This window comes from Bacillus vallismortis (genome assembly GCF_040784915.1).
GTDB lineage: Bacteria > Bacillota > Bacilli > Bacillales > Bacillaceae > Bacillus > Bacillus subtilis_G.
This window is the reverse complement of record NZ_CP160797.1, coordinates 4,192,507-4,210,450: the sequence shown is the minus strand read 5'-3', so window position 1 is coordinate 4,210,450 and position 17,944 is coordinate 4,192,507. Positions and strand designations below refer to the sequence as shown.

19 protein-coding genes and 2 pseudogenes are annotated in these 17,944 nt (G+C 40.6%); 14 read left to right on the top strand and 7 right to left on the bottom strand.

What is annotated here, in order from left to right; all coding sequences use genetic code 11:
• The first annotated feature begins 66 nt into the window (after positions 1-66).
• From ABZM97_RS21060 to ABZM97_RS21050, 3 genes are all read left to right on the top strand, one after another.
• Positions 67-1,431, top strand: coding sequence for a DNA cytosine methyltransferase (locus ABZM97_RS21060; protein WP_087993893.1), 1,365 nt, complete (start codon positions 67-69; stop codon positions 1,429-1,431).
• 488 nt (positions 1,432-1,919) lie between these two features.
• Positions 1,920-2,375 (top strand): helix-turn-helix domain-containing protein, encoded by a 456-nt coding sequence (locus tag ABZM97_RS21055; RefSeq protein ID WP_367387114.1) that lies wholly within the window; start codon positions 1,920-1,922, stop codon positions 2,373-2,375.
• Positions 2,372-3,628, top strand: a complete 1,257-nt coding sequence (locus tag ABZM97_RS21050) for an MvaI/BcnI family restriction endonuclease (protein WP_367387113.1) — start codon at positions 2,372-2,374, stop codon at positions 3,626-3,628. Before ABZM97_RS21055 ends, ABZM97_RS21050 begins: the two co-directional genes overlap by 4 nt.
• 658 nt (positions 3,629-4,286) lie before the next feature.
• Here the strand turns inward: ABZM97_RS21050 and ABZM97_RS21045 are convergent.
• Positions 4,287-4,640, bottom strand: coding sequence for a helix-turn-helix domain-containing protein (locus ABZM97_RS21045; RefSeq protein WP_087993654.1), 354 nt, complete (start codon positions 4,638-4,640; stop codon positions 4,287-4,289).
• Positions 4,641-4,745: 105 nt separating this feature from the next.
• On the opposite strand from ABZM97_RS21045, the gene ABZM97_RS21040 reads away from it, so the two are divergent.
• Complete coding sequence (locus ABZM97_RS21040; RefSeq protein WP_367387112.1) at positions 4,746-5,408, top strand: MBL fold metallo-hydrolase; 663 nt, start codon at positions 4,746-4,748, stop codon at positions 5,406-5,408.
• A 249-nt stretch (positions 5,409-5,657) separates the two neighbouring features.
• Positions 5,658-5,885, top strand: a pseudogene (locus ABZM97_RS21035) (hypothetical protein); the annotation flags it as partial.
• Here the strand turns inward: ABZM97_RS21035 and ABZM97_RS21030 are convergent.
• The 3 genes from ABZM97_RS21030 to ABZM97_RS21020 form a co-directional block, all read right to left on the bottom strand.
• The gene (locus ABZM97_RS21030; RefSeq protein WP_087993656.1) at positions 5,869-6,348 is read right to left on the bottom strand and encodes a DUF2798 domain-containing protein; all 480 of its coding nucleotides are present in this window, start codon (positions 6,346-6,348) and stop codon (positions 5,869-5,871) included. The pseudogene ABZM97_RS21035 and the gene ABZM97_RS21030 overlap by 17 nt on opposite strands.
• Before the next feature lie 82 nt (positions 6,349-6,430).
• Entirely contained in the window at positions 6,431-6,874 is a 444-nt protein-coding gene (locus ABZM97_RS21025) for a GNAT family N-acetyltransferase (RefSeq protein ID WP_087993657.1), read from the bottom strand.
• A gap of 18 nt (positions 6,875-6,892) precedes the next feature.
• A complete protein-coding gene (locus ABZM97_RS21020; protein ID WP_253268735.1) occupies positions 6,893-7,741 on the bottom strand; it encodes a pentapeptide repeat-containing protein in 849 nt (282 codons plus the stop codon).
• 147 nt (positions 7,742-7,888) lie between these two features.
• Between ABZM97_RS21020 and ABZM97_RS21015 the strand changes: the two are divergent.
• The 3 genes and pseudogenes from ABZM97_RS21015 (at position 7,889) to ABZM97_RS21005 (ending at position 9,711) form a co-directional block, all read left to right on the top strand.
• Positions 7,889-8,277 (top strand): annotated as a pseudogene (locus ABZM97_RS21015) (nuclear transport factor 2 family protein).
• A 73-nt stretch (positions 8,278-8,350) separates the two neighbouring features.
• On the top strand, positions 8,351-9,148 hold the full coding sequence (locus ABZM97_RS21010) for a hypothetical protein (RefSeq protein ID WP_367387111.1): 798 nt from the start codon (positions 8,351-8,353) through the stop codon (positions 9,146-9,148).
• 89 nt (positions 9,149-9,237) lie between these two features.
• Complete coding sequence (locus ABZM97_RS21005) at positions 9,238-9,711, top strand: bacterioferritin (RefSeq protein ID WP_087993661.1); 474 nt, start codon at positions 9,238-9,240, stop codon at positions 9,709-9,711.
• A 70-nt stretch (positions 9,712-9,781) separates the two neighbouring features.
• On the opposite strand, the gene ABZM97_RS21000 is transcribed toward ABZM97_RS21005, so the two are convergent.
• Positions 9,782-11,092 carry an MFS transporter gene (locus ABZM97_RS21000; RefSeq protein WP_087993662.1) on the bottom strand — a complete coding sequence of 437 codons (1,311 nt, stop codon included), beginning with the start codon at positions 11,090-11,092 and terminating at the stop codon, positions 9,782-9,784.
• 434 nt (positions 11,093-11,526) lie between these two features.
• Between ABZM97_RS21000 and ABZM97_RS20995 the strand changes: the two genes are divergently transcribed.
• Positions 11,527-11,973, top strand: a complete 447-nt coding sequence (locus ABZM97_RS20995; RefSeq protein WP_087993664.1) for a DUF6376 family protein — start codon at positions 11,527-11,529, stop codon at positions 11,971-11,973.
• A 33-nt stretch (positions 11,974-12,006) separates the two neighbouring features.
• On the opposite strand, the gene ABZM97_RS20990 is transcribed toward ABZM97_RS20995, so the two are convergent.
• Positions 12,007-12,936, bottom strand: a complete 930-nt coding sequence (locus tag ABZM97_RS20990) for a manganese-dependent inorganic pyrophosphatase (protein ID WP_087993665.1) — start codon at positions 12,934-12,936, stop codon at positions 12,007-12,009.
• A gap of 203 nt (positions 12,937-13,139) precedes the next feature.
• On the opposite strand from ABZM97_RS20990, the gene hypR reads away from it, so the two are divergent.
• Positions 13,140-13,517: a transcriptional regulator HypR gene (hypR, locus tag ABZM97_RS20985; protein WP_087993666.1), complete on the top strand. Its 378-nt coding sequence runs from the start codon at positions 13,140-13,142 to the stop codon at positions 13,515-13,517.
• A gap of 29 nt (positions 13,518-13,546) precedes the next feature.
• Here the strand turns inward: hypR and ABZM97_RS20980 are convergent, their stop codons facing one another.
• Positions 13,547-14,029 carry a spore coat protein gene (locus tag ABZM97_RS20980; RefSeq protein WP_202327761.1) on the bottom strand — a complete coding sequence of 161 codons (483 nt, stop codon included), beginning with the start codon at positions 14,027-14,029 and terminating at the stop codon, positions 13,547-13,549.
• 143 nt (positions 14,030-14,172) lie between these two features.
• Between ABZM97_RS20980 and ABZM97_RS20975 the strand changes: the two genes are divergently transcribed.
• The 4 genes from ABZM97_RS20975 to rplI all read left to right on the top strand — a co-directional run bounded on the left by ABZM97_RS20975 (position 14,173) and on the right by rplI (position 17,938).
• Positions 14,173-14,322, top strand: a complete 150-nt coding sequence (locus ABZM97_RS20975) for a hypothetical protein (RefSeq protein ID WP_087993668.1) — start codon at positions 14,173-14,175, stop codon at positions 14,320-14,322.
• A gap of 224 nt (positions 14,323-14,546) precedes the next feature.
• Positions 14,547-15,476: a YybS family protein gene (locus ABZM97_RS20970; protein WP_087993669.1), complete on the top strand. Its 930-nt coding sequence runs from the start codon at positions 14,547-14,549 to the stop codon at positions 15,474-15,476.
• A 36-nt stretch (positions 15,477-15,512) separates the two neighbouring features.
• A complete protein-coding gene (gene gdpP, locus ABZM97_RS20965) occupies positions 15,513-17,492 on the top strand; it encodes a cyclic-di-AMP phosphodiesterase GdpP (RefSeq protein ID WP_367387110.1) in 1,980 nt (659 codons plus the stop codon).
• Entirely contained in the window at positions 17,489-17,938 is a 450-nt protein-coding gene (gene rplI, locus ABZM97_RS20960) for a 50S ribosomal protein L9 (protein ID WP_087993671.1), read from the top strand. The genes gdpP and rplI overlap by 4 nt, the downstream gene beginning before the upstream one ends.
• The last annotated feature ends 6 nt before the right edge of the window (positions 17,939-17,944 follow it).

Genomic DNA, 17,944 nt, shown 5'->3' with positions numbered 1-17,944 from the left:
AAAAACCCTGGAATTTTCATGTGATTTATAAGATAATAATACAAGTAATAATAAGGAGGTGTTGCTATGCACCCTATTGCCATTGATCTTTTTTGTGGAGCAGGTGGTATGAGTGAGGGCATTCTTCAAGCTGGGTTTCATATCGTATTCTCCTCTGATATAAGTGAAGATGTTGAAAAAACGTACACTTTTAGACATGAGCAACTAGGATTGATTCATGGTGAAAACACTTATTTCCAGAGAGCTGATATAAGAAATTTAACATCAGAAGAGATTTTATCTGCAATTAGAAATTTAAGAATGTTTGAAGATAAAGATAATGTACCACAGATAGATGCAATTTTCGGTGGTCCACCATGTCAAGGATTTAGCAGAGCAGGACTTCGTAAAAAAGATGACCCTAGAAACATGTTATTTAGAGAGTATTTAAGAATTGTAAAAGACATACACCCTAGATACGTTATTATGGAAAATGTTGAAGGGTTTATGGATACTAGAATGGATGGCTATATAGGCATTACAGGTGAAGCATATGAAGATGGAAGTTTAATGCCTGAGATTTTGATAAATGAATTTAATGAAATTGGTTATTTAACCTTAGAACCAAGGCTGTTAGATGCTTCAAATTACGGTGTGCCCCAAAGAAGAAAAAGAGCAATATTTATAGCATATTTGGCAGGAGAAGAAGTGCCAGATTATCCAGAACCTATAACACTAAATGAAAATGAAAAAATATCAGTTGATGCGGCTATAAGTGATTTAATTATTGATAGTGTGAAAAAAGAAAAGTACTTTAATGATTACTCTGAGTACCAACTTTCCTCAATTAATGGAAGAACAAAATCAGTTGCAGGTACTCCTATTCATTCAAACAGGAATCTATATAATCATGATTTATCAAACCATAGCGTGCTTATTCAGGAAAGGTTTTCTCTGTTTCGGGAAGGTGAAAGCTCTTCAATGTTAAAAAAACGAATTAGAGAAGAAGGAATAAATTTAACTGAATATCCATCTCTCTTAAAAGAGTGTGTGAACAAACTTCAAGAGGAGTATGGACCTGAACAAGTTATTTCCCTTTTTAATAGGCCACCTGTTGATGAAGAATTGATTAACGCTTTGCTCACTAAAAAGAATAATAGATATAGATATAAGAAAGATAGTGTTTCTCCTACAGTTGTGACATTGCCTGATGATTATTTAACACCTTATGAGAACAGAATTCCTACTGTGAGAGAAATGGCAAGATTACAATCTTTTGATGATAGTTTCATCTTTTTAGGTAAAAGAACAACTGGAGGGCAACGTAGAAAAGTAGAAGTACCTCAGTATACGCAAGTTGGAAATGCTGTCCCACCGTTGTTAGCAAAAGCAATTGGTACTAAAATAATTCAAGCTATTAAAGCATCAAAAGAGAAACGCCTAAAAATTTAAGTATAGGCGTCTTTTTTTTTAGTTAATAAAAATTTGAAATATGAAGAGTTGATGCTACTATTTGTAACTCTGTGTTTAGTCTTCTCAACATCTCACTTGTTGTAAGGTGGGGAATTTTTTCATAAAGATATCTTTTGCAGAATTAGCCTCCAAGGCATAAAAAAAGTGAATTAAATAATTACTTCTATTTTTGACTTTTTGGTTAATAAAGGAAATCTTCAGTGATTGATATGTTTAAGGTTTGATTGTTTAGCGTGGAATCAGCAATTTTAGATTTTAATTTACTTCACTTTTTATGTTCGTTTCCATAAAAATGCTTTTTACCATGGATACCGTTTTCTCAAAGACACTTTTCTTAATTAAAGAGAGTGTCTTTTATTATTTTAATAGAAATTAAAAACCAGATAATATGTAAACTTAAACGGATTAAAAAGTGGTTTTTGATTGTATATTATAAGAAAGATTATAAAAACAAGGGGGTAACTTTTTTGCAAATTTTTTTCGGGGAAAATGTTGGTAAAATAATGACAAAAAGGGGATTGACTCAAAAAAAATTAAAAGAATTATCAAAGGTTTCAAGACAAACGATAAATAAAACTTTACAACTAACATCACAGAAAGATCTTGATATTAGTTTAACAACAGCATTATCAATTGCTAAGGCACTAAATGTAGATTTCCCTAGCTTATTTTCTAGAATAACTACTCTTGAGGATATGAATAAATATAGGGATGATAACTATTTAATCATATATTCCGAAAATGTGAAAAGGTTACATAGAGGAAATTTACAGAAATACTTATCTACTCAACCAGGGGTAAGTGAGTCAACTATCAGTGAGATACTAAATTTGCAAGTGAACAACCCAAAATTATCATCAATGATTTATATTTCAGAGGCATTAGGATGCCATTTAAGTGAACTATTAAGAAGAGAGGGATGAATTCAATGATTTTTGAACCTTATAAAGATGAAATTGATATTATTAACACTATTCACAAGTTCAATGAATCGGAATATGTGTTAATAAGATTGACATCTACTATGATAAACAAAAATAATCCAGATGCTAATGCCTTATTTCGTGATTTATTGAAAAGTAAGGGTATTGTAGATTATGATAAACTTCCTAACGGTGGAAATAATGGACAAAAAGTTAATGGCAAATTGTTATTAAATAGTTCTGTGCAAGATGTAAAATTGAATCTATATAAGGTTGCAGGGAGAAGAAGCGATAGACGTTTTTCAATTTACGGAATACAAAAAATGTGGGAAGCAGGAAAAGTAAATGTATGTGATTTACTCTATATAACAGTAACCGATTTAGCTGGGGCTAAGCAGATTGTAATTCTTAATTTGACTAATAATGTTCCTTCGGAAGAAGTATTAACTAAAGTCTTTGGTATAGATAAAGTTGCTGACTCAGCTAGTCGGTTGTTGCCTCAAATTAAAAAAATAGCACAAGCTGGTTTCCACAAGAACTCAAAAGGGAGTGGCAAAGTATCACCTAAGGATGTTGGTGATACCTTGGAGTTTCTGTTAGGCATTAAAACCAATAATAATCAAGAAGCAGATTTTGAAGGGAAGATTGAAATAAAATCGAAAACAGGAAAGACATTAGATACTCTTTTTACTTTGAGGCCTCAATTTGGTGGAACGATAGTTGAACAAATTGAAAAAAATGATAGAAGTAGAGTATCTGCTTTTACTCGTTTATACGGGTATGATTCTGATAAACATCTGGGCTATAAGAGTTTATATATTACAGTTGGTACGCGAATAGCGCCTCAAAATAGTTTAGGTTTTTTTCTGGAAGTTAATGAAGAAGGAAGAAGAGTTGAACTGAGAAAAAAGAGTACTTCTAATAATGAAGATGAATTAACTGCATACTGGACTTTTTCAAGTTTGGAAAGTGAGCTTTCCTTGAAGCATCCTGCTACTCTCTGGGTAAAAGCTGATCAAAGAATGAATGGGGATACTGCTGAATTTAGATATTTAGAGGCTGAACTTTCAAGATCTCCACAATTTACAACATTTCTTTCGTTAATCAAAAGCGGTGGAATTACTTACGATTGGCGAGGATATACTACTCCAAGGGGTAAGTATCAAGGCAAAAACCATGGTAATGCTTGGCGTATCAGAGGGAAAAATAGAAAATTTTTATTTGGTGAAATAGAAACAATTAATTTAATATAAAAGAGCATCACTATTTCTTATTGTCTTTTTTAAATAAGGAGTGAGTTTAATTTTTTCCTAAGGAAGATATTATGGGTCACACACTGTTATAAGTCAGAATAAATTGGAATGAATCTGAAAAAAATGCAGTATATTTCAATTAAAGAGAAAAGTTTTTAAACTTACGAAAAATTTTTAATAGAATTATTAAAAAAGGCAGCCAAATTGGTTGTCTTTTTGTGGTTGCACTAAGAGACCTTCTACTAATGTAACATGGGTGTATAGCTATGTAAACTATGAGAAGTGGCTTGTTTTCACGTTCCGCTTTTTCAAATGCTTCTTCTCCCTAAGAGTTCTGATTGATTCTCTTGGATTTATTCTTAGTAGGCATAAGATCACCTTCTTTCTATATTGTCTAATCTTTTTATGATTAAATAAGATCCTGTTCATTGAATATATTTTATAAGAGTGTGATATTCAATTTTGAGGATAAAAAACGTCGTTCAAAAAGGTATAAAAAAGTGAAGGATCATTCCTCCTAATACACAGCCAACGCCCCAAAGAAGACAACATAACTGTACAATTTCAGAAATTAAAATTTAACGTTTATATGAAGCCAGAAGCAACTTTCGTGTTTGGACATCTTGTTCACGTTGTGGAAAAACGTTAAAAATCGTTTTTATTCATTTTTATTCATATACTCATTCCCCCATATCCTTATGGATGCAATAATAGGAGAAAGCTTCTTACCGTGTTCGGTCAGAGAATATTCCACCTTCTTGGGGACAGTATTCTCTACTTTTCTCTTCACAATGCCATCTGCTTCCAGTTCTCTCAGCTGCAGCGTCAGCATCCTTTGTGTAATGCCTGGTATTAAACGTTTAAGCTCATTAAATCTGACTGATTGGTGAGACAGGATATCGAGGATGATTCCTTTCCATTTCCCGCCGTTAATATGCAGCGTCATTTCCACGGGACAAGCCATTTTTACTTCTGTACTGCAAGCGCCAAATCCATTTAACCGGTTTCCCATATTTGTCACCTCACAATGTAAGTTACAAAAATGTGCGTCATTACATAATTAACTAAGATGTATTACAGTAAATATATCAAAAAATTTCCAAAGGGAGTGGTTGGCATGAATTTGAGACAATTGTCAGAACATGTCTTTCAATGTGAATTTGAGCTTGATGTGCCTATTCGGATTCCGGTTCATATTTGGTTTGTTAAAGATGGTGATGATGTTTATATCATTGATACGGGAATAGAACGTTTTGCGGATGCTCAGATCAGGGCAGCGTTAGCGATCGGCAGTCCAAAAGCCATTTTGCTTACCCATGGCCACAGCGATCATATTCAAGGTGCATCAAAATGGTTAGAGAGATTTGATATTCCAATTTATGCCCATCAGAAAGAACTAATCTATATCAATGGGGAAGCGCCTTATCCGAACAAAAATGAGGTGGAGAACACAGGGGTAGCCCATATTGTCCAGCCGCTGATGAAACAGACGCTTGCCCACTTGCCGCTGCAATTCTATCTTACACCCGGACATTCCCCGGGGCATGTTGTGTACCATCATGAAGTCGATCATGTTCTATTATCAGGTGATCTTTTTATCACAAGTAAGAAAAATTTACACCCGCCTATCAGAAGATTCAGTGTTGACATGAATGAAAACATCGACAGCGGCGCAATCATAGATGAAATCAAACCAACCCTCATCTGCTCTTCACATGGCGAAGAAATTGTTTATAACGAAGAATTGTATAAAAACTATGTGTTAAGGTATAGGGGCTAAAGGAAGTGAGAAAAAACATATCTAGCAATATTGATATGTTTAAAGAGACATTTAGAGATACTCCGATATCTCAATGAGATTCTGATCGGGGTCTCTTATACAAACAGATAGAACCGGGCCAAGTGCATCGGTTTTTTTGATTGAGCCTTCCTCGGTATTGACGTTTGTTTTCTTGAGATGCTCCAGTATTTTATTGATAGATGCATTAGTGATCCTGGGAGAGGGCGATTAAACAAACGGTCATGAGCGAGCTTGGAGCCTTACATCACACTGAAAGAAGAAGTGGAGGAGGATAAGCTGAAAATCCTTCATCATGCTGAAAGCTTTGATCCGCTTTACTCTCATATGTTAATCAAAAAGAAAAAATGGCAGCTGCCTGCCGCGGAGGCGTTTGCGGAGCTTGTTTTACATTCGATTCGTGAGAAAAAGGAGTGTGTGTCAAGGCTTACTCCTTTTCTATTTAAACAGCAGCTGTGAGCTTTGGTTTTACAAATTTCATAAAAATCCCTCTGACTAATGGTCCCATAATCAGTAATTGCAATGGATAAGCTAAGATGAAATTTTTCAATACAATCATTAGGTAAGCGCTGAAGAGGCTGTCCCCGTTCAGTCCATTTGATAAAGCAGCTGTCACTAAACCGAACACAGACATACAAAGCACCATGCCGATCACCATACACGTCGACACGGCAAGAACAACATATAATGTCTTAGACTTGTCAAACGGCATGCTGAAGGCAATCTTTTTGGCAAGGGGGCCCACTAACAGTAAATCTAACAGCAGCGCTACAATAAAACCGATGATCATTTCAAAAACTGTTACAAATGAAAAATCGTGTATAGCTCCGTTGATGATGGCATTGTAAATCGACATGACGCAGACCATCCCAAAACACATCATCACGCCAAAGATAAGACCTTCTTTTTTATTTGTTGGCATACAATCATTCCTTCTCTTAATAATGGGTGATTAGTATACCAATGAACCGCTCATGCTCATAAGTGACAAATTTGTGAACAATTTATTGGCCAGAATCTTCTTCTTTTGTCATCAGCACATGCGGAATGCCGTCCAGCATAAATTCTTCTGATGCTGTCTGATAGCCGAGTTTTTCATAAAAGTCTGCCGCCTGTGTCTGGCCGTACAGTTTGAATGAGGAAATGCCTTGTTCTTTCACAATGCGTTCTAACGCATCGACGATCTTTTTGCCCAGCCCGAATTTGCGATAGGGTTTCAGAATGCAGATTCTTTCCAGTTTTCCCACCTGATCAACAATACGGACACGTGCAGTGCCAACGGGTTCATTCTGATGATAAACGAGAATGTGCCGGCAATCTTCGCGGAGTGTATCGAACTCATCAAATTCATCTGAAACGGGACAGCCTTGTTCCTCTACAAATACTGTCTTTCTGATTTCAAACGCTGTATTCAAATCATGTTCTGACGTTATTCTTTTCACATTCATGATGTGAGCCTCTCTTTTTTATCGGTTTGTGACCCAATGGGCGGGGATTTGTAGTGACGGCGGCAGTTTTGTGTTTGCATCGCCGTTTGCGGCATTCACCTGTGCCTGCGTCAGAAAAATGCTCCCGGTCAGGTCGGCGCCGCTGAGATCAGCGTCTCTTACATCTGCACCGATAAAGTCTGACATTCTCAGGTCTGCATCTCTCAGATCGGCAGCAATGAGCAGTGCTCCTCTTAGGTTTGCTCCGCGCAGATCAAGCCCTTTCAGTTTCGCGCCGATCAGGACACTTCCCCGGCTGATTTTTTTCGGGCGTTTTGGATTGCGTGCTTGGGCGCGCACCAGCTCACTCGTTTTTAACAGCCATTCATTGATCTCAGCCCGGTGCTCGTGTACTTGCAGTGTCAGCAAATTTTCCTTGCTGAGTCTGGTGAGCTTGTCTATTTTTTCGAAACAGGCCCGCAGCTCGCGATGAATCGGTTTGGCCGTCTCTATAGAAAGCGCTTCGTGTAAATACCAGAGCATTTCGTGCAGCTGCTGCATGATTGGGAAAACGTCAAACATTTCGTTGGCTGTTTTCGGGTGGTTTCGCCAATCCTTTCCCTCATAAGTGATTTGGGATACTTTCTGGCCGGCGCCAAAGCATTCATAAGCAGAACAGCCTCGAAACCCCTTTTCTCGGAGGTCTTTATGGATAGAACATTGATAGTTTGATTGTAAGTTGCGGCAAGGCGTACCCCCGTCTTTATCAAAAGCAAAATCCGCTGATTTCGCATAAGGCAAAGCGACACAGCACAGGCCAAAACAGTGCTGGCAATCCGCGCTTAAATCATGATGTATATTATCATGTAACGTTACTTCAGCAGACAATATCGTTCACCCCTCCACTTGGGAACTTTGTTAAATATATCTATTTGATTATATAGGAAGCAGGGGTACTTGTCATTTTGTTTTTAGGGTTTCAGATGGCCAGACGATGTATAATATATCCAATCATGATGATTAGGAGGGCATCCTTTGGAACAGCAAATAAAAGACATCATCTCTGCGTGTGATTTGGCAATTCAAAATGAAGATTTTGATACACTGATGAATTACTACACGGAAGATGCCATTTTAGTTGTGAAGCCGGCATGATCGCGCGAGGCAAAGAAGAAATCAAAAAAGCGTTTATGGCGATCGCAAACTATTTCAATCATCATATTGTCCCGACACAAGGGGAAATGACCATTTTGGAAGCAGGAGACACTGCACTGGTCCTTTCTCAGACACTGCTTGATTCGGATAAAATAGATTCCGAGTATGCGATGGAAAGAAGGGCGACCTGTGTGTTTAAGAAGAATGCGCAAGGCGAGTGGCTTTGTGCCATCGATAATTCATATGGAACGGATTTAATTGGTGTTTAGCGTCCAGATATGTCTTTGACATGCTATTTGCGCATATAATGATTCATTCAGCTGATGAGGGAAGGTGACTTCATTGAATCTGTATGACATCAGAATGAATCCTTATTGGTTTTATGCAGACAGGCACAGAGGGTTTGTTCAATATCCATACGTATTTCGGCAGCCCATTGCATCCTCCAGCGCCATCATTACATCAGCCCGCGGAGATGTAACGGGAGACAGCGTTATTGATGAGGTCTTTCTCACTGGCATCCAAATGCCTGGCAGCCCTTTATGGAGAAATATCACATTGGTGATCCGTGACGGCAGAACCCATCAGGAACAGCGAATCCAGCTCCAAAACAATATGGGATATAATCCGTCTCTTTTTCTCGGGGATATGACAGGCGACAAGGTGGATGATGTGGCAGTGGTAATAGACACTGGGGGAAGCGGCGGCACGATATATGCGTATGTTTTTGCCTATCTAAACCGGCAGTTCCGACAGATTTTTCATTCGGATGTGTTTAATGCTGAATGGAAGTACAGTGTGAGCTATCAAAATCAATACAAGGCAAATGTCATCAGCCATCATCAGAACGAAACGTATATCCTCGACCTTACTTACAAGGGCAGGGAATATTTGAATGAGATTTATACCCAGCAGGGTGTGTTGAAAATGCCGATAGAAGGCTGGGTGAATCCCTTGTCTGGCTTGTACCCGGTTGATTTTGACAGAGACGGCACGTACGAATTGCTGGCGTACCAGCGGATCGCCGGGAGGTATAATGCTGACTCACTGGGATATGTCCAAACCGTGTTGAAATGGAACAGACGGAGATTTATGCTTGACCGCCAGAATGTATTGATTGTTGGGAGTCACTTATCGTGAGTATAAAACGGTCGGCCTATGATTTATTTGTATCACTATCGCCCAGACGGAATAGGATATAGCACATTGCAAATGAGGAGAGATTCTGTTTGAGTAATCAAGAGGCGATTGAGCAAATTGTGTACGGCCTGAATTTGGATTTAGCCTGGGAGTATGCTGCGGGGATACAATATGCGCAGCATGCCAGTCTCCTGAAGGGAGCCGCCTATTTTGCGGTTGCCGAAGAATTGCAAGAGCATTCTCAGGATGAGTTTGGCCATGCGGTCGTGTTAAATGAATTAATTCAGTATTTAGGGGGAATCCCGACAACACAAGTGGCCCCGGTATATACGTCAATGGATAATGATGAAATGCTCCGGCAGGATCTCCAAGGTGAATATGATGCGATTCGCCGCTATTTGCAGCGAATTCGCCAATTCGAAGCACTCGGCATGTATGACTCTGCCCAAAAAATCAGAAATATTGCAGTAACTGAACAAGAGCATGCCATTGATTTGGAAATGGCTTTAGGTATTGAAAAAAAGGAGATTCCTGCACCCAAATTTTCATTTCATGACAAATAGGGGAAGTTGTCTCATGAGAGATGGCTTATTTTTTTGGCCAAAGAAAAAGAGTGCTTTCAACACGCACTCTTTATTCCAGCTTAATTCGTTTTACATCCCCTAATACAAACACATAAAAAACCAGCCCGAGCAGCAGTACAAAACCGGCTACCAGAAAGCTGAGCGTAAAGGATCCTGTCACATCGACCAAATATCCCGTCAGTGAAGCAGCGATAATGCCTCCGAACAAGTTGTTTGCCAGATTCACCATGGAGCTCAGCATGGACACGGAACCGATCGGTGCCAGTTCTGCTGAAATGGACCAGCCGACTGGAGCGGTTGCGGAAATACCGGCGAGTCCGATTGAAATACAGATAATCGCGACGGTGATATTGTTCGTCAGAATCGAGCCTAAAAAGAAAAAGCCAAAGCTCATTCCGACAATGATTACCGTTCGGTACACCTTGGTGTTAGGATAACCTTTCTTAATGAAGTAATCGACGAGCCAGCCGCCGACGACAATTCCGGAAATGGTTGAGATCAGCCAGGGCACGGCTGTAAATAAACCGGACGACATGATATCCATTCCGTATGTATGTTTAAAGAAAGTCGGAAGCCAGGTGAGCAGCAGGTTGAATGTATAGCCGTACCCAGTAAATCCAATCATCAAGCCCCATACTTTACGGTTGGAGAAAAGCTTTTTTAAAAGCGGACCCGTTTTGTAAGGGATTTGCTCTGTTGTCATTGAATTGTGTCTTTGAATATAGTTTAGCTCACTTTTGGAAATGCGTTTGTGCCGTTCAGGCTGCTCATAATAATGCCAGAAAAAGATCGTAAATAGCACATTGATGCACCCAATCGTTAAAAAAGCGACACGCCAGTCAAACGCGGTGACAAGAAAGGCGACCAATGGCGCGCCGATTACGTTTGAAAACTTGGCGGCCGAGTCGAACAGTGAGTTGGCCAAGCCCCGCTCGCTTGGAGGAAACCATAGAGCGGTTGCCTTGGAAGCGGCAGGGAACGCAGAGGCGCTCGTCAGCCCAATGAGAAAACGGAACAAATATAACAGCAATTTTCCTTGCAAAAAAGCAAGAAGAATCGTTAAAAAGCTCCATATGGTCATTCCGATCCTTGTGACCCATGCCACGCCAAACCGATCCAGCAAACTCCCGACAGGCAGCTGCATCAGTGTATAGGAATAGGTGTAAATGGAAAACACGATGCCGAGTTCTGTTGCTGTAAGGTGAAATGAATCTTGTATGGCGGGGGCTGCTACAGAGATGGCCACTCGGTCAAAATAATTAAGAATAATAATGCCGCTGAGTAACGAAGATATGTACCATCTGGTATGCCCAGGCCGTTTCACGCGCTCTTGACTCATGATGAAAACCTCCTCTGTCATAGCATGATCTCCTGATGAAAATACCATTCAAATTTTCAATACCACAGCGTGCTTTTGCGTAAACGGACAACAGGAATTTGACTGAAAATGCCCGGTGCTTTAGAATGAAAGTAATAAAAATGAACACTCCAAAGGGGAGTAGCTTTTACAGTAAAGTCGTCATTACGGGACAAGATGTCCTCGGCTTTGCTGGCAATCTCATTGTTAGCGAGACCTTTGCCAAATCTATTTGGTGAAGGTCTTTTTGTTTCGGAACTTCACCAAATCGGTGGAGTTTTTTCGTTTTTATCAAAAATGGAGAGGAGCGTCGGTATGTCTAAGCTGAAAAAGTGGCTGAAGCGTGAAATGGTGAGGAAAGGGCTGCCGTTAGCAAAAGAGAAATTGATCCCGATCTTAAAGGAAAAGATGAAGAAGAAGCGATGAGGAGGCTAACGATGAAAATCATTTTGACTGTTCTTGCCGGTGTGGGGCTTTTGAGTGCAGGCGGATGTGGCATGTTGGACCAGGTGAATGACGGATTGAATTATACAAGTGAAGCCGCAGGCTATGTGGAGAAAGTGAAGACATTTGCAGAGGAGGCACCTGAATTGGCCGAGCAAGCTGTAAATGACGCGGAGGCGAAAGGAAAACTTGAAGCACAGCTTGAAACGGTTCAGCAGGCTGCCGTTGATTTTAATGAATTAACACCGCCTGATGCCGCAGCGAAGATTCATCAAACCATTCAGGAGCATAACGAAACCTTGCAGAAAAGCGCTGAAGATGTGTTAAAACAAGTGGAAGAAGGCAAGGTATCGCTTGAAACATTGGAGCAGTCGGACATTGTCCAAAAAGCAAAGCAAATCACTGATGTGATGGGGCAGATTGAAAAGCTGGGCGAATAAGAAAAAGGCATCCCTGCGCGGGATGCTTTTTCATTATTCAGCCATTGCGTCTGTTAAGACAGGGACGACTTGTTTTTTACGGGAAACAACGCCTTTTAAGAGGGCTGTGTTGTTTTCTAATGTAACGTTGAACGCTTTTTCCACGTTCGCTGCTTCGTTACCGATCGCAAGGGCAAGTGAATCATTTTCTAAGATGTCTGTGATGACAAGAAGGAATAGGTCAAGTTTCTTCTCAGCCACAACCTTAGAAATCGCAGCTTCTAATTCAGCTTGGCGTTTTTTCACATCTTCAATGTCTACTGTATTCACTTGTGCGATTTCGACTTTTTTGCTGCCGAGTGTAAATTCTTTCGCATCAAGAGAAATCAGCTCTTCGACTGTTTTTTTGCTTAAATCAGCGCCAGCTTTCAGCATGTTCAAGCCGTATTCTTCAGCATCTACGCCGGCGATCTCCGCAAGCTCTTTTGCTGCCGCTACGTCTTGGTCTGTGCAAGTTGGAGATTTGAATAACAGTGAGTCAGAAATGATCGCAGACAGCATAAGGCCGGCAATTTCTTTTTCGATCTTCACGTTATTTTCTTTGTACATTTTGTTTAAGATTGTAGCCGTACAGCCTACAGGCTCAGCACGATAGTAAAGCGGCTCAGCTGTTTCAAAGTTAGCGATGCGGTGGTGGTCGATCACTTCAAGAACCTGAACATCTTCAATGTCCTTGATGCTTTGCTGGCGTTCGTTATGGTCAACCAGGATAACACCGTTTACTTCGTTTGCAGCTGTTTCTACAAGACGAGGGCTTTCTTGTTTGAAGTAGTCAAGCGCGTATTGTGTTTCGCCGTTGACCTGTCCGAGACGGACTGGCTCAGCATTAAAGCCGAGTTTGTTTTTCAAATCAGCATAAGCAATCGCAGAACAAATCGTATCTGTGTCTGGGTTTTGGTGTCCGAAAATAAGTATTTTTTCCATGATAGCTCCTTATCCTTTTTAAGTAGTGTAATCTTTATATAGTTTAACACGTCTTGCTGCGAGTGTAATCATACAAACCCTTAAAAATTGATGTGAATAAGAAGCATTTTCTTTGAGCTGAAGAGAAAGGGCGTGTAAAATACTGGGTAGCTAAGTTGCGAAATGTGATGTAGTATCAAAAAAGGTACTATTGGAGGTCAAGTATGAGCGAAAAAAAGAATAAATACCCGAACAAAGAAGGCTGTCCAGTTGAATTTACGCTAGATGTCATTGGCGGAAAGTGGAAAGGAATTCTTTTTTATCACATGATAGATGGCAAGAAACGGTTCAATGAGTTTCGCCGAATCTGCCCGAGTATTACCCAGAGAATGCTCACCCTCCAGCTGCGGGAGCTGGAAGCGGATGGTATCGTGCATCGTGAGGTTTACCATCAGGTGCCGCCCAAGGTTGAATATTCTCTGACGGAATTTGGGCGAACGCTTGAACCGATTGTTTTGCAAATGAAGGAATGGGGAGAATCCAACAGAAATGTGCTGGAATCTTATCGTTCGAACGGCTTGCTGAAGGATCAGCAGAAATAGCAGCAAAGGGAACTCCTTTGCTGCTTGTTTTATTTCATTGAAAGGGCTTTGTTGGCGTTTCTGACATCATTTTTCAATAGTTCAGAAAGGTTGTAAGCTGGATAGTATCCGCGCTGATACATGTATTGGAATATTTGCGCATGCCATTTAATGGCTGCATTCAGCTGTTTGACAAGCACGTTTCTTAATTGAGGTGTCGCTGTTTCAGTGATGGCAATGGCGTAGTTGCGGACAGATGTTTTGGCAAGAACAAGCAAGTCGCCGCTGTAGAATGGGTTATCCGCACGTTCCTCTTCGTCTTCACGAGGCATCGGTGCCTGAGGGAAGAACTGGAGAAGCTCTCTTAAATTTTGCTCAATGGCTTGTATGGATACGGCATAAAGCTGTTTAAGCTGAGGGTCTTTTACTTCTTTTATCATTTTCTTCAGTTTAATGAGTCCGATTGCCTGAAAAGCGACCAGCTCATGCAACTCTAATGTCTCATGCCAAGCCAATGTTCTGCGTTCATCCATGTAACAATTCTCCTTTATCAATGAGATTCCATATCAGCATATGCCCAACGCTCAATGTTGTTCATGATGTTTTGAAGTTTTTAAAACGGGAAATTCACCTTATATAGGATACGGGTTGAGAACATGCAAATGAGGTGAAACACATGTGGGACATGATAAGGAATTTTTTCTTGTTTAGCAGCGGCGTTCTGCAGGCAACAACCCTTTTACTGGTGATCTTGATCTTTATGTATGTCAGAAAAACGAAAAAGAAAAACAAGGAATCTTCTGGCTTTATGGATGATAAACATTAATCGTGATGGGCATTCTTTTCAAAGAATGTCTTTTCATTTGCAATGTTTCACATGAAACATCAGCGTCATTTTACTTGCGATTTGGACTTATGTTAAAATATAAAAGTAAAATGTAGAGAAGATATTAAAACATTCGATGCAAGCATGTTGCAACGATGAAAAAAGAGCAGTCGTTTATGCTGCTCTTTTCTATTCGTGTTTTAAGGATGATACGAGGTGACTAAGTGAAACAAACGAGAGCTTTAATGGAAGGCGCTGTTTTAATCAGTCTGTTTGCGATCATCACGCTTTTGGTCGTATATGTACCTGTGATCGGAACAATTTTGTTTTTTGCACTGCCACTGCCCATGATCCTGTATACGATTAGACATGGATTCAAATTGGGAATATGGATGGGCGCTGTCAGTCTTCCGGTTGTTTTTATTGTCGGGTCCTTTAACGGACTTATTTTAGCTTTTATGTCAGCTTGCGCCGGCATTGCCATGGGGCACTTTTTCAAAAAGAAAGAACCCGGGAACGCGATCATTTCGGGCGCCCTTATTTATATGCTTAGTATTGTCTTCTATTTTGTGATAAGCATTCAGTTTTTGGGTATCAATATCATTGATGAAGCAATGACACAATACCGGCAGTCTCTTGATATGGTAGAAACGGTAGTGAAGCAGTCGGGCAATGCTGAACAGCTTGACAAGCAATTGAAACTGATGGAAGAACAATTGGGTATCGTTCAATATCTTTTTCCAACAGCTATTGTGATGGTAGGAGCTCTTTTTTCTTTCCTCAGTTACCTTATCGCTAAGCCGCTCTTAAGGCGATTCTCCCCCGATATTCCTAATCTAAAGCCTTTTAGAGAGTTGAAGTTTCCGCAAAGTGTTGTAGTGCTGTATTTAATGATTGTGTTGCTTTCATTTTTGCCTTTAGAAAAGGGCCAAATGCTGTACTCTATCGCTTTAAATGGGGAGTTTATACTCGGGTTTCTTATTTTCATCCAAGGTTTATCATTTATCTTTTTCTATTGCCATAAAAAACAATATCCGAAGGCTGTGGCTGTGATTGCAGTGGTTCTTGGGCTCGTGCATCCGATTTTTATGGCAGCGATTCGCATTTTAGGCGTTATAGATATAGGCTTTAATATAAGGAATAAGGTGAAATGAACATGAGTTTTACTCACATGGTGGGGAGTGATAGAAATGCCAAGCTTTTATGAAAAACCGCTGTTTCGGTATCCCATCTATGCAATGATTGCTCTGTCAATCATTGCAATCCTCATCAGCTTTTATTTTAACTGGATATTAGGAACCGTCGAAGTGCTGTTGCTTGCAGTTATTTTGTTTTTTATTAAACGCGCTGATTCTCTTATTCGACAAGAGATTGATGATTATATTTCTACGTTATCCTACAGGTTGAAAAAAGTCGGTGAAGAGGCATTGATGGAAATGCCGATCGGCATCATGCTTTTTAATGATCAATATTATATAGAATGGGCAAATCCGTTCCTTTCTTCTTGCTTTAATGAAAGCACATTAGTGGGGAGATCACTTTACGATACCTGTGAATCGGTTGTGCCGCTCATCAAACAAGAGGTGGAATCGGAAACGGTTACATTGAATGACCGTAAGTTTAAGGTTGTCATCAAACGGGATGAGCGCCTGTTGTATTTCTTTGATGTAACGGAACAAATCCAGATTGAAAAGCTTTATGAAAACGAAAGAACCGTGCTGGCGTATATTTTCCTTGATAATTATGATGATGTGACACAAGGGTTGGATGACCAGACGAGAAGCACAATGAACAGCCAGGTGACATCTTTGCTGAACGCTTGGGCGCAGGAGTACGGGATCTTCCTGAAAAGGACGTCTTCAGAACGCTTTATTGCTGTACTTAATGAACACATCTTAACTGAACTCGAAAATTCGAAGTTTTCAATTCTTGATGAGGTACGGGAAAAAACCTCATTCGACGGCGTTGCGCTGACGTTAAGTGTTGGTGTCGGGGCTTCAGTCTCCTCGCTGAAAGAACTTGGCGATTTGGCGCAATCCAGCTTGGATTTAGCGCTGGGACGCGGCGGAGACCAAGTAGCCATTAAGCTGCCGAACGGCAAGGTGAAGTTTTACGGAGGTAAAACAAACCCGATGGAGAAACGAACAAGGGTGCGGGCCCGTGTCATTTCCCATGCCTTAAAGGAAATCGTCTCTGAAAGCAGCAATGTGATTATCATGGGTCATAAATTTCCTGACATGGATTCTATCGGCGCAGCGATCGGAATTTTAAAGGTGGCTCAGGCAAATAACAAAGACGGTTTTATCGTCATTGATCCAAACCAAATCGGATCAAGTGTCCAGCGTTTGATTGAAGAAATCAAAAAATATGAAGAGCTGTGGTCAAGGTTTATTACCCCTGAAGAAGCGATGGAGATTTCCAATGATGACACGCTGCTTGTGATCGTTGATACACATAAGCCGTCACTTGTCATGGAGGAACGGCTGGTCAATAAAATTGAACATGTCGTGGTCATCGACCATCACCGCAGGGGTGAGGAGTTTATCAGAGATCCGCTGCTCGTTTATATGGAGCCGTACGCTTCTTCGACAGCTGAATTGGTGACAGAGCTGCTTGAATATCAGCCGAAGCGCTTAAAAATCAATATGATTGAAGCAACAGCCCTATTAGCTGGTATAATAGTGGATACAAAGAGCTTTTCTCTCCGCACAGGATCGCGGACTTTTGATGCTGCTTCTTATTTAAGGGCAAAAGGCGCCGATACGGTGCTTGTGCAGAAGTTCCTGAAAGAAACCGTTGATTCCTATATTAAACGGGCGAAGCTGATCCAGCATACGGTCCTTTATAAAGAGAACATTGCGATTGCTTCTCTTCCTGAAAATGAGGAGGAATACTTCGATCAAGTGCTGGTTGCGCAGGCGGCTGATTCGCTGCTCTCTATGAGTGAGGTTGAGGCTTCATTTGCGGTGGCGAGACGGGATGAACAAACCGTTTGTATCAGTGCGCGGTCACTTGGCGAGGTCAATGTTCAGATCATCATGGAGGCGCTGGAAGGCGGAGGACATTTAACAAATGCGGCGACTCAGCTGTCCGGCATTTCAGTAACAGAAGCGCTGAAGCGGCTGAAGCACGCCATAGATGAGTATTTTGAGGGAGGCGTACAGAGATGAAGGTTATTTTCTTACAAGATGTAAAAGGAAAAGGAAAAAAAGGCGAAGTCAAAAACGTAGCAGACGGATATGCGCAAAACTTTCTGATTAAAAAAGGCCTCGCGGTGGAAGCGAACGCGTCAAACATCAGCGTGCTAAACGGACAAAAGCAGAAAGAGAAAAAAGAAGCCATCGCCGAGCTTGAGCAGGCAAAGAACTTAAAAGAGACTTTAGAAAAACTGACTGTTGAGCTCAGCGCGAAATCAGGTGAAGGCGGCCGTTTATTCGGTTCTGTAACAAGTAAACAAATTACTGCACAGCTCCAAAAAGACCATAAGATTAAAGTAGATAAGCGGAAACTTGACTTGCCGGACGGCATTCGTGCGTTAGGATATACAAACGTGCCTGTGAAGCTGCATCCTGAGGTGCAGGCTGTGTTGAAGGTACATGTGAAAGAAGAAGCTTAATAGAAA

Excerpts from the sequence above, each read along its gene's own strand:
- ABZM97_RS21060 (WP_087993893.1), top strand. The coding sequence starts at position 67 with ATGCACCCTATTGCCATTGATCTTTTTTGTGGAGCAGGTGGTATGAGT.
- ABZM97_RS21050 (WP_367387113.1), top strand. The coding sequence starts at position 2,372 with ATGAATTCAATGATTTTTGAACCTTATAAAGATGAAATTGATATTATT.
- ABZM97_RS21045 (WP_087993654.1), bottom strand. The coding sequence starts at position 4,640 with ATGGGAAACCGGTTAAATGGATTTGGCGCTTGCAGTACAGAAGTAAAA.
- ABZM97_RS21040 (WP_367387112.1), top strand. The coding sequence starts at position 4,746 with ATGAATTTGAGACAATTGTCAGAACATGTCTTTCAATGTGAATTTGAG.
- ABZM97_RS21030 (WP_087993656.1), bottom strand. The coding sequence starts at position 6,348 with ATGCCAACAAATAAAAAAGAAGGTCTTATCTTTGGCGTGATGATGTGT.
- ABZM97_RS21025 (WP_087993657.1), bottom strand. The coding sequence starts at position 6,874 with ATGAATGTGAAAAGAATAACGTCAGAACATGATTTGAATACAGCGTTT.
- ABZM97_RS21000 (WP_087993662.1), bottom strand. The coding sequence starts at position 11,092 with ATGACAGAGGAGGTTTTCATCATGAGTCAAGAGCGCGTGAAACGGCCT.
- ABZM97_RS20995 (WP_087993664.1), top strand. The coding sequence starts at position 11,527 with ATGAAAATCATTTTGACTGTTCTTGCCGGTGTGGGGCTTTTGAGTGCA.
- ABZM97_RS20990 (WP_087993665.1), bottom strand. The coding sequence starts at position 12,936 with ATGGAAAAAATACTTATTTTCGGACACCAAAACCCAGACACAGATACG.
- hypR (WP_087993666.1), top strand. The coding sequence starts at position 13,140 with ATGAGCGAAAAAAAGAATAAATACCCGAACAAAGAAGGCTGTCCAGTT.
- ABZM97_RS20980 (WP_202327761.1), bottom strand. The coding sequence starts at position 14,029 with ATGGATGAACGCAGAACATTGGCTTGGCATGAGACATTAGAGTTGCAT.
- ABZM97_RS20975 (WP_087993668.1), top strand. The coding sequence starts at position 14,173 with ATGTGGGACATGATAAGGAATTTTTTCTTGTTTAGCAGCGGCGTTCTG.
- gdpP (WP_367387110.1), top strand. The coding sequence starts at position 15,513 with ATGCCAAGCTTTTATGAAAAACCGCTGTTTCGGTATCCCATCTATGCA.
- rplI (WP_087993671.1), top strand. The coding sequence starts at position 17,489 with ATGAAGGTTATTTTCTTACAAGATGTAAAAGGAAAAGGAAAAAAAGGC.